This window comes from Natrinema sp. H-ect1 (assembly GCF_041821105.1).
Taxonomy (GTDB): domain Archaea; phylum Halobacteriota; class Halobacteria; order Halobacteriales; family Natrialbaceae; genus Natrinema; species Natrinema thermotolerans.
The window spans coordinates 579,245-596,442 of sequence record NZ_JBGUBA010000002.1 but is presented as its reverse complement, the minus strand read 5'-3'; the positions used below and the strand labels follow the sequence as shown (position 1 = coordinate 596,442).

At 65.1% G+C, this 17,198-nt stretch carries 14 protein-coding genes; 5 read left to right on the top strand and 9 right to left on the bottom strand.

Translation table 11 applies throughout. The features are described from left to right. Positions 1 to 66 precede the first annotated feature (66 nt). Genes ACERIM_RS07215 through ACERIM_RS07200 form a run of 4 tightly spaced genes read left to right on the top strand, consistent with a single transcriptional unit; the run spans position 67 to position 5,515 of the window. A complete protein-coding gene (locus tag ACERIM_RS07215; protein ID WP_373631893.1) occupies positions 67 to 960 on the top strand; it encodes a hypothetical protein in 894 nt (297 codons plus the stop codon). Continuing rightward, positions 938 to 1,414 carry a hypothetical protein gene (locus ACERIM_RS07210; RefSeq protein WP_373631892.1) on the top strand — a complete coding sequence of 159 codons (477 nt, stop codon included), beginning with the start codon at positions 938 to 940 and terminating at the stop codon, positions 1,412 to 1,414. Before ACERIM_RS07215 ends, ACERIM_RS07210 begins: the two co-directional genes overlap by 23 nt. Beyond that, positions 1,411 to 2,460 carry a hypothetical protein gene (locus tag ACERIM_RS07205; protein ID WP_373631891.1) on the top strand — a complete coding sequence of 350 codons (1,050 nt, stop codon included), beginning with the start codon at positions 1,411 to 1,413 and terminating at the stop codon, positions 2,458 to 2,460. The genes ACERIM_RS07210 and ACERIM_RS07205 overlap by 4 nt, the downstream gene beginning before the upstream one ends. 1 nt (position 2,461) lies before the next feature. After that, the gene (locus tag ACERIM_RS07200) at positions 2,462 to 5,515 is read left to right on the top strand and encodes a hypothetical protein (protein WP_373631890.1); all 3,054 of its coding nucleotides are present in this window, start codon (positions 2,462 to 2,464) and stop codon (positions 5,513 to 5,515) included. A gap of 18 nt (positions 5,516 to 5,533) precedes the next feature. Here ACERIM_RS07200 and ACERIM_RS07195 read toward each other — a convergent pair whose 3' ends face one another. After that, positions 5,534 to 6,583, bottom strand: a complete 1,050-nt coding sequence (locus ACERIM_RS07195; protein ID WP_373631889.1) for a PQQ-binding-like beta-propeller repeat protein — start codon at positions 6,581 to 6,583, stop codon at positions 5,534 to 5,536. Between the two features lie 360 nt (positions 6,584 to 6,943). Here ACERIM_RS07195 and ACERIM_RS07190 point away from each other — a divergent pair, with 360 nt between their 5' ends. Next, entirely contained in the window at positions 6,944 to 8,233 is a 1,290-nt protein-coding gene (locus ACERIM_RS07190) for an AAA family ATPase (protein ID WP_373631887.1), read from the top strand. Positions 8,234 to 8,277: 44 nt separating this feature from the next. Here the strand turns inward: ACERIM_RS07190 and ACERIM_RS07185 are convergent, their stop codons facing one another. The 8 genes from ACERIM_RS07185 to ACERIM_RS07150 form a co-directional block, all read right to left on the bottom strand. After that, entirely contained in the window at positions 8,278 to 9,000 is a 723-nt protein-coding gene (locus ACERIM_RS07185; protein ID WP_373631886.1) for a chromosome partitioning protein ParA, read from the bottom strand. Continuing rightward, on the bottom strand, positions 8,997 to 9,359 hold the full coding sequence (locus ACERIM_RS07180; protein ID WP_373631885.1) for a hypothetical protein: 363 nt from the start codon (positions 9,357 to 9,359) through the stop codon (positions 8,997 to 8,999). The genes ACERIM_RS07185 and ACERIM_RS07180 overlap by 4 nt, the downstream gene beginning before the upstream one ends. A gap of 85 nt (positions 9,360 to 9,444) precedes the next feature. Next, positions 9,445 to 10,197, bottom strand: a complete 753-nt coding sequence (locus ACERIM_RS07175; RefSeq protein WP_373631884.1) for a protein sorting system archaetidylserine decarboxylase — start codon at positions 10,195 to 10,197, stop codon at positions 9,445 to 9,447. A 77-nt stretch (positions 10,198 to 10,274) separates the two neighbouring features. Further along, positions 10,275 to 13,109 carry a DEAD/DEAH box helicase gene (locus ACERIM_RS07170; RefSeq protein ID WP_373631883.1) on the bottom strand — a complete coding sequence of 945 codons (2,835 nt, stop codon included), beginning with the start codon at positions 13,107 to 13,109 and terminating at the stop codon, positions 10,275 to 10,277. Positions 13,110 to 13,182: 73 nt separating this feature from the next. Then, on the bottom strand, positions 13,183 to 13,827 hold the full coding sequence (locus ACERIM_RS07165; protein WP_373631882.1) for a hypothetical protein: 645 nt from the start codon (positions 13,825 to 13,827) through the stop codon (positions 13,183 to 13,185). Positions 13,828 to 13,904: 77 nt separating this feature from the next. Continuing rightward, positions 13,905 to 15,137, bottom strand: a complete 1,233-nt coding sequence (locus ACERIM_RS07160) for an ABC transporter permease (protein ID WP_373631881.1) — start codon at positions 15,135 to 15,137, stop codon at positions 13,905 to 13,907. Next, positions 15,134 to 16,417 (bottom strand): FtsX-like permease family protein, encoded by a 1,284-nt coding sequence (locus ACERIM_RS07155; RefSeq protein WP_373631880.1) that lies wholly within the window; start codon positions 16,415 to 16,417, stop codon positions 15,134 to 15,136. Before ACERIM_RS07155 ends, ACERIM_RS07160 begins: the two co-directional genes overlap by 4 nt. Further along, positions 16,407 to 17,168, bottom strand: coding sequence for an ABC transporter ATP-binding protein (locus ACERIM_RS07150; RefSeq protein WP_373631879.1), 762 nt, complete (start codon positions 17,166 to 17,168; stop codon positions 16,407 to 16,409). The genes ACERIM_RS07155 and ACERIM_RS07150 overlap by 11 nt, the downstream gene beginning before the upstream one ends. Positions 17,169 to 17,198 lie beyond the last annotated feature (30 nt).

The window sequence follows — 17,198 nt, the reverse complement described above, 5'->3', positions numbered from 1 at the left end:
CGTCCGGCCCGGGTCGGCTCCCCACCGCGGCTGAGGTTTAAATACGAACACGCGGCCAGCGAGGGCATGCACCTGGAAGCACCGATCGACGGCTGGTACGTCTGGCTCGCCGTCTCCATCGTCAGCGCCGCCGTCGGTACCGTTGCGCTCGGTCTACCGACCGGCCCGCCACCGGACGCGAACCGAGCGGCGAACGCCATCGAGGAGACGGCTGGCAGTCCCTACGAGGCGAGTTCGACCTACGACCACGACGCGACCGCGATCAAGGTCACCGGCCGCACCGTCGCGATGCGAAACGAACACGGCACGACGCGGGCGACGCTCACCTACGGCCACGTGGTCCCCGTCACGGGGAACGAACGGCTCGAGAACGTCTCCGCCGGCCGTGCCGTCGAGGACGAGTACGCGGCGGCAGTCCGGGATCCGAGTCGGAACGCGATCGATGCCTTTCTCGCGGACGTCGAATCGGCATACGAGAGGAACGGCGACGAGTGGCGGCCCGCGAACGGGCCGTTACGGACCCGGACCGTCGCGACGAGACCGCTCCCGACAGTCAGTGCTGCCGTCGATATCGAGCGCGTCCCCGGCGACCAGACCCACGAAGTAACCATCGAGTACGAATCGACCGCGGAAACCGGGATACGACTGCGGGCAGACGGGAGTGGCGATCGAGGACGCATCGACGAAACGGTCACCGCGACATCGACGAGGAAGACCGAGACGATCGTCCACGACGAGTTCGAGCAGACTACTTCGATGTCGTTTCCGATCGACGTGCGGGTCGAGGCCGGCGGTACCGAACTGTGTACCGAAACCGTTCGCACCGAGCGAGGAGACGAGACCGTCGCGGTTTGTCCGCCCGGCGGGGAGACCCTCGAGACGAGCGATCTCGACGACCGAGGCTACGTGAGTCGCGATACGGAGGCCGATTCGTTCTATGTCACGCTCGTCGATGTCTGACCGGGGACAAACCGACCCCCTCGCCGCACTCGTCGCCGTCTCGGCGCTTATCGCCGGGATCGGTCTCTACGGGCTCTATCTCACCGATACCCTTCCCGGAACGACCGATCGAACCACCGAAACGACGGCGCTCGAGCGGATCGCCGACGACCTCGAGAGCGACGGCGTCGTTCGCGCCTACGACGGCGATCTCGCGGACGGAATCGAGACCGGATCCTTGCCACACGGCCGGAACGTCTACGTCCGACTCACGATCGTCGCCGACGGTCGCGAAACCGTCGTCGGAACTGCCGTGTTCGGAACCGACGGAACGTCGAGCCCGGACGCGATCGATGAGGCGGAACTCGACGGTCCGCCCGAGGAGGCCGGCGTGGCCGAGCGCTCGGTCGCCGTGTCGACTGCTCCCGGCGACGTACGCGGCGGCACGCTGCTCGTGGGGGTGTGGGACGGATGAGGTCGGATCGAGCGGTGAGTACGGTCATGGACGTCGCGATGGCGCTGCTGCTCGTCAGCGCGAGCGTCCTGTTGCTCGGTACCCACCTGTACGGGACCACGCCCGACCCCGACGGCGACCGGGCCGACCACACGGCCGCGGTACTCGGCGCGACGACCATCAGCGTCCAGTACAGCCTCGCCGACGCCGATCCAGTCGCCGAACGACCCGGCGAATACCACCGAACCGAGTACGGGTCCGCGACCGGCCTGCTCGCGGACGCGGCCGTCGCGAACGCCCGCATCGACGGGACGCCGATCCGCCCCACGGGCGACGAGTTCGAGGCCGCCGTCGACGCCGCCATCGGGAGCGCACTGATCGGGTCCGACCGCGAGTTCTACGCCGTCGCCGAGTGGGAACCCTACGAGAACGCCTCGATCAACGGGACGGCGACCGCCGGCGAACGGCCACCACCAACCGCGGACGTCTCGAGCGTGACGCTGACCGCTTCGAGCGGACTGCCGGCCGTCGACGCCGACGAGATCGAACGCGCGTCCCTCGAGGGCGGGACCGACTGGAACGACCGCCTTGGGGATCGAACCGACCTCGTTGCGGATTCCGACTCGGCCGGTTTCGAAGCCGCGGGTATGGTCCTCGGGGACGCGATCGTTCGCGGCTACTTCCCACCCGAGGAGACGCAACTGGCACTCGAGAGTCAGGGGCTGTCCCACGACCTCGCCGTCTTCCAGTACGAGCGCATGGTCGCGCCACTCGAGTACGACTTTACCGGGACGACGAACCCGGCCCATCACGGCCCGCTCAAACGCGAGAAAGCGGACGCTCTCGAGGCGAACGCACAGGTTCGCCGCGGGATCGCTGACGCGGACCGATTCGGCCGGGACGGGCTCGGAGAGTGGCTCGCAGAGGACCTGCAGGACGCCTTCGCCGAGGAAATCGCGACGATCGACGACGAATACAGCGGCGCCGCCCGCGACGAGCGGATCGCAGCGCTGCTCGCCGACGAGGTATCGACCGCCGAGGTAACCATCACGATTCAGACTTGGTAAGATGACCGACAGTCAACCCACAGTTTCGATCGCAGCAGACGACCGCGCCCGAGTTCCGTTCGCCCTGATCGCAGTTCTCCTGTTGATCAGCAGCATCGCCATCGTCGGCGTCCTCGGCTCCAGAGACACACCCGAGGTCGAGACCGAACAAGCAGTGGCCATCGACCGCGCCGAATCGGTCGCCGTCTCGGAGTTGCGGCGATCGGTCCTCCGAGCGACCGAGGCAGCCGCAAGCGCACCCGTCACGTCGACCGACGGTGCGAGCCCGACCGTCGAAGCAGCGTTCGACGATGACGAACCCGTCTTCGACCAATACCTCAAGCTCCTCGTCTACCGGGAGGTAGCCGAATCGTTCGCGACCACTCCGCAACAGGTCGGCCACGATACCGCCGCTGGCGTCACCATCGACCGTATCGACTGGAACGACAGCGACGATCTCGCAGCCGCGATCGACCGTATCTCGCTCGAGCGACCCGACACCGGCGTCCTTACCGTCGAGGTCACAGACGTCGAACTCATCGGGAACGAAAGCGACGGCGAACCGATCACCGAACGCCGCGATCTGACCGTCTCGGTCGCGACCCCGCTCTACCAGCTCAAGGACCGAACCGACGAGTTCCAGCGCCAGCTCAACACCGGCTTTTTCGAAACCGACGAGTACGACGGCCTCGGTCGATATACGGCTGCCCGGCTGTTTCCCTACACCTGGGGCAAGGCCTACTACGACCGCCTCTCGAGCGGCCAGCCGGCGTTCGATAACCTGACGCCCAACGACCACACCGAGGTCATGGTCAACGACGCTATCTTCGGCCTGCAAGAGCGAACCTTCGGCACGACCGACCCCTACAAGGACCGCGCCATGCTCCAACCGACGCTGTGTATGGCCGGCGATCTCACCTCGAACGCGGGCGACATCGAGACCGAGGACTTCGTCGCTAACGACAGTGCCCTCGCCAACGAGACCGACCTCTGTAACACCGACCTACTCGATCAAGACGGTGCGCTACCTGATCCGCCGACCGTTCAGGAGATTGCACTGACGATGCTCGAGGACAACGTCGAAACCGATGTCGAGATTCAGGCCCATCCGTTCGCCGATTTGGGGTATATGCAGATGGCGGCTGGGATGGATATGGCGCAGATAGAAGCGGAGTTTAATCAGTCTCTTGGAGAAAGTAATCGTTTCAGCAATCAATATCTGGACCATTATTTCTCAAATAAATTGAGTAATCAAGACGTAGCTGGTGATATTGGATCAATTACAGACGGTAATAACCCACTGGAAGGGCTAGCTCAGCTATATGAGGATGTTAGGCTAGAAAACGATATTAATGATATTATAGAACAGGTGTATGATATTGAGGTATCTACGAGAGAGTCTGGACCACACAAGCATCGGAGTTTACCGAACCCCTCTTCTCCTACTGAATGGGCACAAGACCCGGGGAATTGGTCTGGACCTTATAATACAACATATTTCGCTAGTACATCTCAAGCCGATGCGGACGTTTCGATAGATAGCCTCACAGAAGATCAGGATACAAGTTTTGATGATCGTAATGTCGCCAAAATTGAGGTTGAATATGAGAACTCTATCGGAGTTAGTACTGAGTGGGAACATAAAGACGAGAACCGATCCCCTCATACGGACTGGAATTGGAAAGACAATATCACATACAGCGCGAGCTATACGATCAGTACCGATCTCGTCTCTGATGACATCGATGTGGAGCGGGAAAGTCGTGGAATCGAATCCCCGTTCCAAACAGACTCCTGGGACGAAGATTATGAGTTCGTCGGAAACTTTGAGGGTGTCAAGACGAAAGCGGTCAGCGAAACCTTCAATCTCGACTCGACTACTTTCCACGCCCAAGAACGGGAACTTGAGCGAGCGCTTGAAGCCTCGAGTACTTCGATAATCACGGAACGTGACTTCGAAGAGGAGATACCCTACTCAGCGGATCCCGATATCGATGTCAGCCCACGAAACGAGGATAAACTCTACGAATGGGCGCTTTCCGAACTCAACCATACCCATTACGAAGTCCTCACGCGTGTCGAGCCACATCGAACGGACCTCTGGAATATGGTCGAACGACCGAGTCCGCTCAGGAACGCCGAGAGCAACGTAAGAGATGTCGAACTCGAACTAGTGTATCAAAACGCGTCCGAACCATACGCCAACACTGCAGATCTCCTTCGAGCGGAAGTTCGCAAACAGTACTTCGAGAATACGTACGATAACATCGACAAAGTTAGCAGATGGCACGACACGACACTTGGTGAGAGTAGCGCCATACTCAATGATCTCCTCGGTGGACTTCTCGACACAAGTAACGATCTTCTCGGCGGACCGATGGACTTCGTCGATCGGATGATGGATCCCGAAACGCGACCCGAGAAGACGCAGGGGTCGCTCGAGAGTTCGCCGTTGATGGAGGACGTGAACTATCAAGTCGAAGCATCACCGACCTACCTCACCTTGGAACCCGTCAATCGCACCGACGTTCCAGCGGTGCGTCCGGACGGTGGTGAAACGCTCTCAATCGACGACAGTAACAGTACGGAACATGCGCCCATGGGTGCCGGATATTTCGATGGAATCGGCTATCCCGGATTCCCTCTCATGCCGTGGCCACCTTTATTCTACCTCCAACTTGACGCGTATTATGTTGGTGTCCAGGGCGAATACGCCCGGTTCGAGGTGCGAGCTACCGACGGTGACCCAACGAGCGCTACTGGATTAACGTATGTCCGGCAAGATACTGAGACAACAATCGAGACACCTACGCGGGCAGCACAAGACGAGCTTACAGTTGGTTCTGTCGAACCGATCTCGTTTGAGAATGAACTTGTAGTGCCAGTCATTGTTCCAAGTCCACAATTGGTAACCAAGGGTTCGCCGGGTGTTGGAGACATGTGGCGCTATAGAAATATAAATTCACCTCGAGAACATTGTTCAGAAGGTTGGAAAAATGCTGGCACAAAATATGATATGAATAATGGACAAGGGTGCATATCAGATGACGCTACCCAACCACTTCCAGTGAAATAGACACAAAATCTGGGCCCACTACGTTATCAAATATATCTCTCCTGACTTAAGAGATATAAAGGCATGATCATCAGAGATAGTTGGTGGTCCAGCGATTGGTTCATTGAATTCGTCAATTTTCCACCGTCTGTCTCCTGTTTCCCTATCATATGCCAATACCTGTCTGCTGTTCGCGTAGTATACACTACTATTGGAAATAACTGGCTTATAATTTATATTCGATTGCAAACTATCTTCCCAAATCACCTCTTCCTTTTTAGTGTCAATAGCGAGTAGCCAACTGCCACCACCTGACAGGACACTATCACTTGCGACTACGTATAGAATCCCATTTGCGAGAGAAGGGTTTTGAGGAGTTTCACTTTTTGTTTTGATTGACCACTTTTGTGTGCCATCTTTAGTATCAATCGCGTACAGTCGTTTGTCCGCACCGCTTATATAGATGTTTTCACCATCAGTTGCTGGATTACATTCTCCCATGGATTTTCCTTCAGGGTTTTCAAAAGTCCACTCTACAGAACTGTTTTTGGCATTTACTGAGTGTAGAACATGTTCTCCCGCAAAGTATACACTCCCGTCGTCATATGCTGGGATACTTGTATATGGCCGCCCAAGATTTTCATCTCTGAAGTTATGAATGATTGTTTCTTCACCATTATTAGTATCGAATTTATATAACAAAAGGTTTTCAGAACCAATAACCGCGCCGCTATCAACTACTGGACAAACATTACTGATACCAACGCTATTTTGCCAAATGAGATTTCCGTTATTTCGATTAACTGTAGCAATCCCCTCATTCATTCCGACATATATGCGGTTATCAGAGATGGCTGGGTAGGTACCACGTATATCAGGGAAGTCGGACCGCCATTCGTTTTCTCCAGTCTCTGTATTAATCGCATATAATTGGTTGTCAGCAGCGGTGTAGAGAGTGTCACCAATAACAGCTGGACTATCGCTAACTGTTCCATTTGATTCAAATAATAATTTAGCTGTAACATCCTCACTAGTCGGGCCGGTCGCCGTCGGATGATACCCCGTGTTCTGTGGATCGACGCCGTACATGGGCCACGTGTCGGCTGAAAGCGCGTCGTCGTCCTTGGGCTCGTCCTCGTTCGTTTCGGAACTGTCGCTCGTACAGCCAGCGAGGACCGAAACGCCGGCAACGGTACTGGCACAACTCGCCAGCCAGGTCCGGCGAGTTCGGTTCGGTTTCCAACCCATAGTATGATCTCAAAATTAAACCCATACTGTAAAATCTTTATCCTCTATCCGGACTGTGATTTCCGAGAGGTAACACCAGCCCGTGACGGACCGACAGATGATACGCGGATCCGGCAGCACTGAGCGAGCGACCGAAACCAACTCGAGAACGGCGAGACGGAGCGGGCGGACGTTCAAAAAGGAAGCCGCGGGACTGTCGCTATGATCGCTATCGCAGGAGCGAAAGGCGGCTGTGGAAAGACGGTGACGACGATCGGACTCGCGGAGGCGGTCACACGGGAGACGACGACGGCGATCGCGGTCGATGCCGACCGCCAATTACCGAACCTCCACGTGGCCGGTGGTGTCGATCGGGAGCCGACGCTCGCGGCGCTCGAGTCCGAGTCGGCCGTCGCCGAGACGGTCGTCCAGTCGAGCCCGCGGACGGACGACGCGGGGCTGGTCGCGGCACCGGAGCCGTCCGACCGGGTCGACTTCGAGGCAGCGTTCGATCGGCTCGAGAGGGCGGCCGAGCGGGCGTTCGTGGACTGCCCGTCGGGTGCGGGCCCGGACGTCGTCGAAGCGCTGTCGGCCGCCGACGGGGTGATCGTGGTCACGACGGAGACGGAACGCAGTCTCACGGCCGCCGAGACGACGATCGAGATGGCGCGCCGGCTCGAGGTGCCGATACTCGGCGCGGTGGTGAATCGGTGTGACCGCGTGCCGGAGGCGGTCGACTCGTGGACGCGGGTCCCGGTTCTGGGGCGGGTTCCGGAGGGGGAAGCACCGCTGACTGACGAGGCGACGCGGGAGGCCTACGAGGGGATCGCACGGACGATAGAGCGACGATTGGCTCCGGATCGGACGCCGGTAGCGTACGACGAGGAGTTGCTGCCGACGGGGATCGACGCGCTCGATCGCGCGCTCGGGGGCGGACTGGAACCGGGATCACTCGTCGCGGTGGTCGCGGAGCCCGCCAGTCAGTCGGAGCAGTTGCTTTACGGAACGACCGCCGTCCGCGGGACGCTCTATCTGTCGACCGAGCGGTCGACGGCGAACGTCTCGCGGGCGCTCGAGGCCGCGGCGATCGAGACCGGGAACCCGACGGTGCGCCGCCTCGGTGGCGAGACTGGGCTCGACGACGCGGCGGAGTTGCTCGAGACGCTGCCGGCGTCGTCGACGCTCATCGTCGATCCGACGAATGCGATGGAGACCACGGACCGGGCGACGTACGTCTCCTTTCTCGACGCGCTCACGGAACGGCTGGTCGCGACGGAGAGCATCGGCCTGTTGCACTGTCTCGAGGGGCCGGCGGTGCCGGCGAATCGGACGGCGACGCTTCACGCCGCCGACGCGGTCTTCGAACTCGAGTCGGAGCCGGCAGCGGATGGGACCGACCATACACTGTCGATCTCGAAGTTCAGAGGTGACAACGCGGGGACCGAACGGATCCGGCTCGCGTTCGACGGCCGGTCGCCGGCGTCGATCGAGGCGACCGACAGCCGATCCTGAGAGCCGAGTCCAGTTATCGGCTGGACGGTCGGTATCGGGTTATGCTAGTCCAGCACGGCCGGCGATCGATCGTGAGCGTCGCTCCGATCGGGATCGTGCGTCGTACAGCGCTCGAGCCGCCGGGCGAGGGCCCGAAGGGGTTCGACCGCCGGGCAGTCGGGAGCGACGGCGGCAACGGGACGTCCGCGCCGCTGTGCGTCGGCGACAGCCGACCGCTCCTCAAGGGTGCGTACCGGGGCGCTGACGGTTCGTTCGATGCGCTCGGCGATGCCGTCGGGGACCGCTCCGGACGTCCTGTTGAGGGCGACGGCGGCGACCGGCGTCTCGAGGTCGAGTGCGACCTGTCGCGTTCGCATGGCGTCGGCGAGTGCGGGTTCGGTCGTGGTCGTGACGAGAACGGCCGCGTGGGCGCTCGCGAGTTGTCGGCCCACGTCGCGTGCCAGCCCGGCGGGGCAGTCAATCACGACGCGGCCGAACTCGCGTTCGAGCCGTCGAACGATCCGCGGGAACGCCGACAGATCGGCCGCGCGGGCACCGGCGAGCGTTCGACCGCAGGGAAGCAGCCGAACCGGACCGCGTCGGTCGACCGCCTCGAGCGGGTCGGTACGGTCGGCCAGGACGTCGTGTAGATCGGGGCCGCCGCCATGAGAAAGGTCCGGAGTCGTGAGGTCGCCGTCGACGACGACCCCGTCCAGTTCGTACGCGAGGTTCAATGCGAGCGTCGACTTGCCGACGCCCCCTTTCCCGCCGGTGATCGCGACGATCATCGCTCTCGTCCGACGACGGTCGGTGTCGGTTTCCACTCGGTCAGCGAGGCGAGGATGGCCGCCGGCCGCGGGGAGCGGTCGCTCGAGGCCCGCTGGCTGTCGGTCACGGCGAGCGGCGGCTCGACCGGCGACGCCGGGCTCGCGAAGCCGATTCCGTGACGGCGGTCGGGTTCGATCACGCCCTCCCAGACGGCATCGGTCCACGCCGCAGTCCGATCGCCGTCCGTCGGCGGCCAGACGGGGCCGTCGAGTTGGCTCTCGAGTCGGACCCGCTGTGGGGTCGTCGCGGCGGTTTCGATCGTCGCCGACACGAGCGTTACGCCGTCGATGCGGTCGATCTCCCAGTCGAGGTCGATCACGGCCGCGTTGGCCGCTCGCTGTCGGATAAAGGTCCGCTCCCGGTCGCGGCCGAGCGGGATCGGTGCAGGCGCGGCCGCGAAGTCGTTACTCGTCCCGACCGTCTGAGCCAGAGCCCGAACCGACCTCGAGGTCGAACCCCTCGCCGAGTTCGCCGGGGCCCGACTCGAGGACGACGGTTTCGCCGGCGGTCATCGAGTCGCCGATATCGACGGCAACGTCCTCGATGTCGACGGTCGGCGGAAAGAGCAGGTCGACGCGGCTGCCGAAGGCAATATGGCCGATGCGGTCGCCGCGCTCGAGGGCGTCGCCACGCTCGGCGTAGGGGTAGATCCGACGGGCGAACGCCCCGGCGATCAGGGTCACCTCGGCGTCGGAGTCGGGTTCGTCGGGGTGAGACGTCGACCCGTCGGTCTCGACCGCAGCGGAGTCGGCGTCTGCCGCGGACGGCAGGTTCGGCGAATCGGTCTCGAGGCGGACGTGGACGCGTTCGTTGCGGTCGGACTCCTTCGAGAAGGCGGGGCGGTTGGCACCGGAGACGTGTTCGACATCGGTAACGCGGCCGGCGAAGGGGGCGCGGACGACGTGGACGTGCCAGACGTTCATGAAGATTCCCAGCCGGACGCGGTCGCCCTCTTCCCGGAGGACCGAGACGTTCCCGTCGGCCGGCGAGACGACGCCGGTCGGCGGCGGGGTACGGTCGGGATCGCGGAAAAAGGCGAGAGTACCGGCGCCGACCGCGAGCGCGACGAGGCTCGCGGTGACGCTGATAACGAGTGCGAACGGGGCGGCGAGTAGCGGAACGATAGCGTACTTCCAGGCCCCCGGCGCGACGTTCATGGGAGAACTGAGGCGACCGACTCGTATGGCCGTTACGGATGGCACGAGCCGGACAGCGGGTACAGACGAAGGGGCTTTCAGTCCCAGAACGACTGGGTCCGGGCGTACTCCCGCTCTTTCGAGAGGATGTCGCGATAGAACTCCGCTTCGTCCTCGCGGAGTTTGTTGATGATCTGGGCGGCGTTGTGCGGCCCGACCCCGCGGGCAGCCATCGCGATCACGGCCTGCTTGCCGTGACTCTGGACGAGGCTCGCGGCCCGGAACGCGCGTTCGGTCATCTTCTGCTGTTCCTCGTCCTTTTCTTGCGCTCGGACGGCCTGTACGACCTCGTCGGCCCACGGGTTCAGCGAGGCGATCCGGGTCGAGCCACACTCCGGGCACTCGGGCTGGTCGGCCACCCGCTTGACTTTCGTCTTCACCTTCCACTCCGTACAGTGGGTACACAGCAGGATGACCCGATCGTTCTGCAGGCGCTCCCGGACCGTCTCGATGACGCTGGCGTCAGCGTTTTCGGGTGCGAGCAGTTCCTTGCCGCCTGACGACCGGCCCCCCTTCCCGATCGGCGTGTGGCCGCGGTGGGTCACCAGTTCGAGGTCGCCCGACTGGAGCCGCTCGAGGACCGCACTCGCGCGTTCGATATCGAGGTCCTCGTGGAACACCTCCCGGATCGCTTCCTCGTACATGGGGGTGTCCTCCAGGGCCGCCAGCAGGCGATCGTTCGAGAGTCGGCCCGAGCCCTGCCAGCGCTTTAACGCGCCGAACTTCGCCGAGACCTGCGCCAGCCGGAAGGCGAGCGCGTCGGAATTTTTGAGTCCGAGTTCGACGATCGCCTCGACGTGGTCCGGGTCGGTCTCCTCGATGACCTCGAGTACCTCACTGGTCGCGATCGAGTTCGGCACCTCGAGTTCGATCCGGTAGGGATCCGTCTCGAGGCCCACCGAGGAGCCGGCCCGCTGGCCCAGCAGCGCCGACAGCACCCGGCCAAGGGTCTCGTTGGCCGTGTGGCCGAACGGTGCGTTGAGGACGATCGTCCGCCCGCGGCGCTCGAGGACCAACCGGTCGGCCGTCGGCATCGGCGCGTCGGCCTCGACCTGTTGTGCGAGTTGCGTGCAGGCCTCGGTCAGCGTGTACTCGTCCGCGGGGTACCGGTGAGCGAGTTCCCGGGCGACCGCGGCGGCGTCGGCCCCGGCTGTGAACTGGGGTTCGGCGACGGCCCGGATCTCGCCGACTTCCCCCGCGACGGCGGCGGGGACGGGGATCTCCTGGCCGATCCACGAGGGGACTTCGCCCGCGGGATCCTCGATCGGGCTGACCTTGACCGTCCTCTCCTCGTCGTCGATCTCGGCGATCCGCCACATCTCGCCCCGTTGGATGAACACCTCGCCGGGCTGGGCGAAGTTGACGACGAAGCGCTCGTCCAGGGTCCCGATCTGGCCACCTGAGGCGATGTCGTGGACCTCGTAGGTCTCCTCGTCGGGGATCATCGAGAGGTTCGCGTAGACGTACTGCCACGTACCGCCGGTGGTCTCGATGCGGTCCTCGCCCTCGTCGAACCAGAGGATTCGATTGCGGTCCAGTTCCCCTGCGATCTCGCGGATCGTCACCTCGGGTACGTTTCGGAACGGATAGGAGCGAGTGATCGTCTCGAGCGCCTCGTCGAGGTACGTATCCCCGCGGCTCTGGACGATCGCGGGCAACTGGTTGGCGACCACGTCCAGGCTCCCCTCGTGGATCGCCGCCGGTTCGACCTCGCCGTCGCGGGCCCGCCGGGCGATCGACAGCGCCTCGAAGGTGTCGTCCGGGCGGGTCGTCACGATCGTCCCGCTCGAGACCTCGTCCTGTCGATGGCCCGCGCGGCCGATCCGCTGGAGGAGTCGGGTGACCTGTCTGGGGCTCTTGTACTGGATCACGTGATCGACCTGTCCCACGTCGATGCCCAGTTCCATCGACGAGGTACAGAGGAGCCCGTCGATCTCGCCGGCCTTGAACCGATCCTCGACGTCGATCCGGGCCTCCTTCGAGAGCGATCCGTGGTGGACACCGATCGGGAGGTCGAGTTCCTTGAATCGCGACCCAAGCGCCTCGGCGGTCTGGCGGGTGTTGACGAAGATCAGGGTCGACTCGTGATCGGCGACCAGATCGCGGATCAGCCGGACGTGGCTGGCGGTATCGGCTTCGGTCATCAGTTCCCCGGCCAGCCGCTCGTCCTCGTCGGTAACCGCGGGCTCGCGGACCGTCACGTCGACGTTGCTCCCCACGTCGATCTCCCGGATCTCGCAGGATCGTCCCCCCGTCAGGAACTGCCCGACCTCGCCGGGATCGCCGACCGTCGCCGAGAGTCCGATCCGCTGGAACGGGCCGGCGAGATCGCGCAGTCGCTCGAGGCCGATCGCCAACTGTGCGCCCCGCTTGGAGGCGGCGAGTTCGTGGACCTCGTCGATCACGACGTGGGAGACGTCGGAAAGCGCCTCGCGCAGCCGCTCGCCGGTGAGCATCGCCTGGACCGTCTCGGGCGTCGTGATCAGCACGTCCGGCGGGTCCTCGGCCTGCTTGCGCCGCTGGTAGTCGGTGGTGTCGCCGTGGCGGACGTCGACTGCGAGGTCGAGGTACTCGCCCCACCACTCGAGGCGCTCGCGCATGTCGCGATTGAGCGCCCGCAGCGGGGTGATATAGAGTGCGCCCAACCCCTCCGGCGGTCCTTCCTCGGCGACCAGATGATCGAAGACGGGCAACATCGCCGTCTCGGTCTTGCCGCTCCCGGTGGGCGCGATCACCAGCGTGTTCTCGCCGGCGGCGAGCGGCGGGATCGCCAGCCGCTGTGGTGCCGTCGGTTGCGAAAAGCCGCGTTCGGAGAGCGCCCCGCGGACCGTCGCTCCGAGGTGCGTAAACGCCGCGACGTCCCCGTCAGTCATCGGAATACGGTAGGGACGAGCGGCGGATAAGCACCACGTTTCCGGTGACTCCGAGGGCCCCTCGAGGGCCGTCTCACTCTTCGGGTTCGTCGGCGTCGATCTCGTCGGCGAGGTTCTCTACGACCCCCTCGTCGACCGCCATCTCGCCGGGTTCCGCGGGTTCGTCCCCAGCATCGGGCTCGATCCGTTCGGCGATCCCCGCGTCGGAGAGATCGCCGTCGGTGGAGTCGGCCGTTGCCTCGCCGTCGTCGATGGCGGCGCCGCTCGAGTCCGTCTCGGAGCCGCCGGATTCGGTTTCGCTGTCGCCCTCGAACCCGGTCACGTCGTCATTTCCCTGTTCCTCTTCGGACGGGGTGACGCCGGGGTCGAACGCCGAGGCCTCGCTTCGAGGGCCGTCGATCGTCGTCGGCGTGATGTCGCGATCGGTGGCCTGCAGGCGGCTCCGTATCGTGTCGACCGACGGGTCGTCGGGGACGGCATCGGCGGCGCGGTCCGTGACCCCCTCGGGGAGTACCTCCTCCATTTCCTCCTTCGCCTCGTCGACCGACTGGATCGGGACGTCGTCTCGTGGCCCGAGTAGTCGCAACACGGCGTACGTGACCGTGAGAAGGCCGATTGCGGTCAAGAGATGGCGGGCGAGCCCCCGCAGGCGTGACGCGGTCGTCGGTCCCGCGCCGGCCGTCCGCTGTCGCTCGCTATCGGGTGTGCGTACTCGCATCGCGACCCGTACGGCTCCGGCCCCCAAGTGGCTTCGGCGTGGATACGCCGGCAGGGTTGTCGGACTCCAGCCGGCACTCAGGCCTCGAGGTGTTCAATGCGGGCGTAGCGGCCGGCCCGCCAGCCGGCAACGAGCGCAACGACCGTCCCGACGGCCAGCGCGAGCGCGAGGCCACCAGCGTAGACCGCGGGCGGCGTCCGGAGCAGTTCTTCGAAGCCCAGCACTGACGCGGAGAGCCGGTTCAGTCCGATCACGGCCGGCGGCGTCGCCGCCAGTCCGAGGAGGCCGCCGAACAGCCCGATCAACAGCCCCTGCGTGCCGATCACCCCGGCGAGCAGCCCGCGGGAGAGCCCGATCGCCCGCAGCGCCGCGAGCTGCTCGCGTTGCTGGTGGGCGACCAGCGCGAACAGGTTGGCCGTCAGGACCGCCCCGCCGAGGACGGCCAGCCCGACCAGCGTGATCCCGCTGGCGAGGACGATCGATCGCTCCTCGAGGACGGACTGGATCTGGTTATCGCTGGTCCGAACGTCGTACTCGGGGTACTCGGCATCGAGGTCGGCGGCGACGGTCTCGCGGTCGGCATCGTCCGCCACGTCGGCGGTGATGAACGTCGCCCGATCGGTCCCCTCGGTGCCGGCGACAGCCTGGAGGTCGCCCAGCGGGGCCGTCACGGCCGGCGAGCCCAGATACTGCGAGTAGTAGCCGGAGATTCCGATCACCGTGAACTCGTGGTTCGCCGCCGTCTCCCGGCTGGTGCCGACGTGGATCGTGTCGCCAACCGAGACGCCGAGGTCCTCGGCGACCCGCGGGTCGATCACGATTTCCTCGCGCTGGGGGTCGTCGGGCGGCGGCGTCGCCGCAGTTTCCGGGTCGACCTCGAACCCGTTGCCGGCCTCGAAGTCGAACCCGTCGTGGGTCTCCTGGACGCCGACCGCGGGGTGGCGCTGCAAGTTCGAGGGCTCGGTTCCAACGTAGACGTCGTACATCGCGATCGGCGACGCGGCGTCGACGTCCTCCCGTGCGGAGAGTTCGGCCGCCCTCGCGTGTGCCCCCGAGATCGGGTTCGCCGTCCCGCTGGCCGACGGATCGACCGGTTCCCGCGAGATCCAGATGTCCCGTCCGGCGTTGTCAAGCCCCTGCTCTCCCTTGTCGACGACGCCGACGCCGAGGCTGGCCAGGACCGTCACCGACAGCACCGCGAGCGTGACCGCGAGGACGGTCAGCGTCGTCCGGCCGGGCGCGCGTCGGAGCTGTGCAAGCGCCAGTCCCGTAACAGCCCGAAGCCGGACGATCGCCCCGCGAACGCTCATCGTCCCACCTCCGCCAAGACCGAGGTCCGCGCGGCCACCGCGAGCGGGTACGGCACCGCGACCAGCCCCGCCAGGAGGGCCACGGCGATCCCGTAGGGAACGAACAGCGGATGGAACTGCGCAACCGCGCCGGGCGCGACGGTCGCACCGGCGACGGCGTTGACGCCGGCGATTCCGGCCGCGCCGAGCGCGACGCCCGCGAGTGCCCCGACGAGCGTGGTGAGCCCCGTCGAGACGGCGACGACGGCCAGCCGGCCGCCGACGGGGACCCCGACCGACTCGAGGACGGCAAGCGTCCGCCGATCCTCGTCGACGGCCATTCCCGCGGTCGTCGCGACGAAGGATGCACAGATCGTCAGGCCGACGAGCAACGCGACGGCGCTCGCCGCGAACGCCAGCCCGTCGTCGAACAGCGCGGCCGGATCCGTCTGTCCGGCCACCGTCACCGACGCGTCGGGATAGGCGTCGCTGGCGGCCGACTCCGCCGCGGCGGGCTCGCCCCAGACGAGGACCCGATCGGCGAGTTGGCCGTCGTCGGCACCCGACAACGACTGCAGTTCGCTCAGGTGGACGAGCGCGACCGGCGCGTCGCCGTCGGCACCGTCGTTGGCGACGGCCGCCACGGTCACCGTCGGGGCGGACGCGGTCGTGTTCGCTTGATCCTGCCCCGGCATCGATACCGCCACCTCGTCGCCCTCCGCGGCCTCGAGGCGCTCGGCCGCGGTCGGCGAGAGGACGATCCCGCCCGCCCGCGGGCCGTCGTAGGAGCCGTTGGCGTAGTGGGGATCGCCCGCTTCTAAGGCCGCCGTCGGCAGCCCGGCGACGGTCCGGGACTCCCCGTCGGGGACGACGCCGACCACCCGGACGGGTCGGGGCTCGCCCTCGTCGGACTCGAGGCGGACCGTCTCGACCAGCACGGGCGAGGCGTGATCGACCCCCGGCGCCGATCGAAGCTCGCGGGCGCGATCGTTGCTCACCCCGAGCCGCAGCCCCTCGACTCCGTCGACCGCGGAGAGCGTACTGCCGTCCTCGGCGGTTATCCGCACGGTCGCGTCGTCGTCGCTCGCCGTCCCGCCGTCGGCCAGCGCCAGCGCGACGCCGGTCACGACGAGCAGGAAGGCGACGGTCAGCGCGACGGTCGCGATCGTCGACGCGATCCGACCGCCCGTCGTTCGAGTCGCCCGCTGCCACCACCGCGTGGCCGTCAGACCGACGAGTCCCCGCCAGCGCGTCCGTCGCCGCGATCCGTCCGGCGACACGTCGTCGCCCTCATCGGACATCGTCCACCCGTCCGTCGCGTAACGAGACGATCCGGTCCGCGACCGACAGCGCCCCCTCGTCGTGGGAGGCGACGATCACCGCCCGATCGCGCCCGACATCGGTCAACAGCTCGAGGACGGTCCGACCGGTCGCCGTGTCGAGTTCGCCGGTCGGCTCGTCGGCCACGATCACGTCGGGATCGGTCGACAGCGCCCGCGCGATCGCCACGCGCTGGCGTTCGCCGCCGCTGAGTTCCCCCGGCAGATGCGTGGCCCGATCGCCGAGCCCGACCGCCTCGAGCAGCGACTCCGCCCGATCCCGGCGATCGGCGCGGGGAACCCCCGCCTGCACGAGCGGCAGGGCCACGTTCGCGCGGGCCGACAGCGACGGCAGGAGATAGAATCGCTGGAAGACGATCCCGATGTGGCGCCGTCGCAGTCGGGTCCGCTCCGCGTCCGACAGCGCCGTCAGGTCGGTTCCCGCGACCTCGACCCGGCCCGCCGTCGGGACCAGCAGCCCCGCGACGGCGTGCAAGATCGTCGACTTCCCGCTTCCGCTCGGCCCCTCGAGGCCGACGATCGCTCCCCGCGGCACGTCGATGGATACCCCCCGGAGCGCGGTCACCGTCCGGTCCCCGCCCGAGCGGAACCGTCCCCCCGTCGAGCCGTACTCGTGTCTGACGTCCGCGAGGCGAACGGCGCTGGCCGATTCGCGGTCGTCCGTCCGATCCCTCACCGACGATCGCGAACCGCGTACTGACTGGTTTGACATCCTCGGCGATCTCACCGACAGCGACGCCGT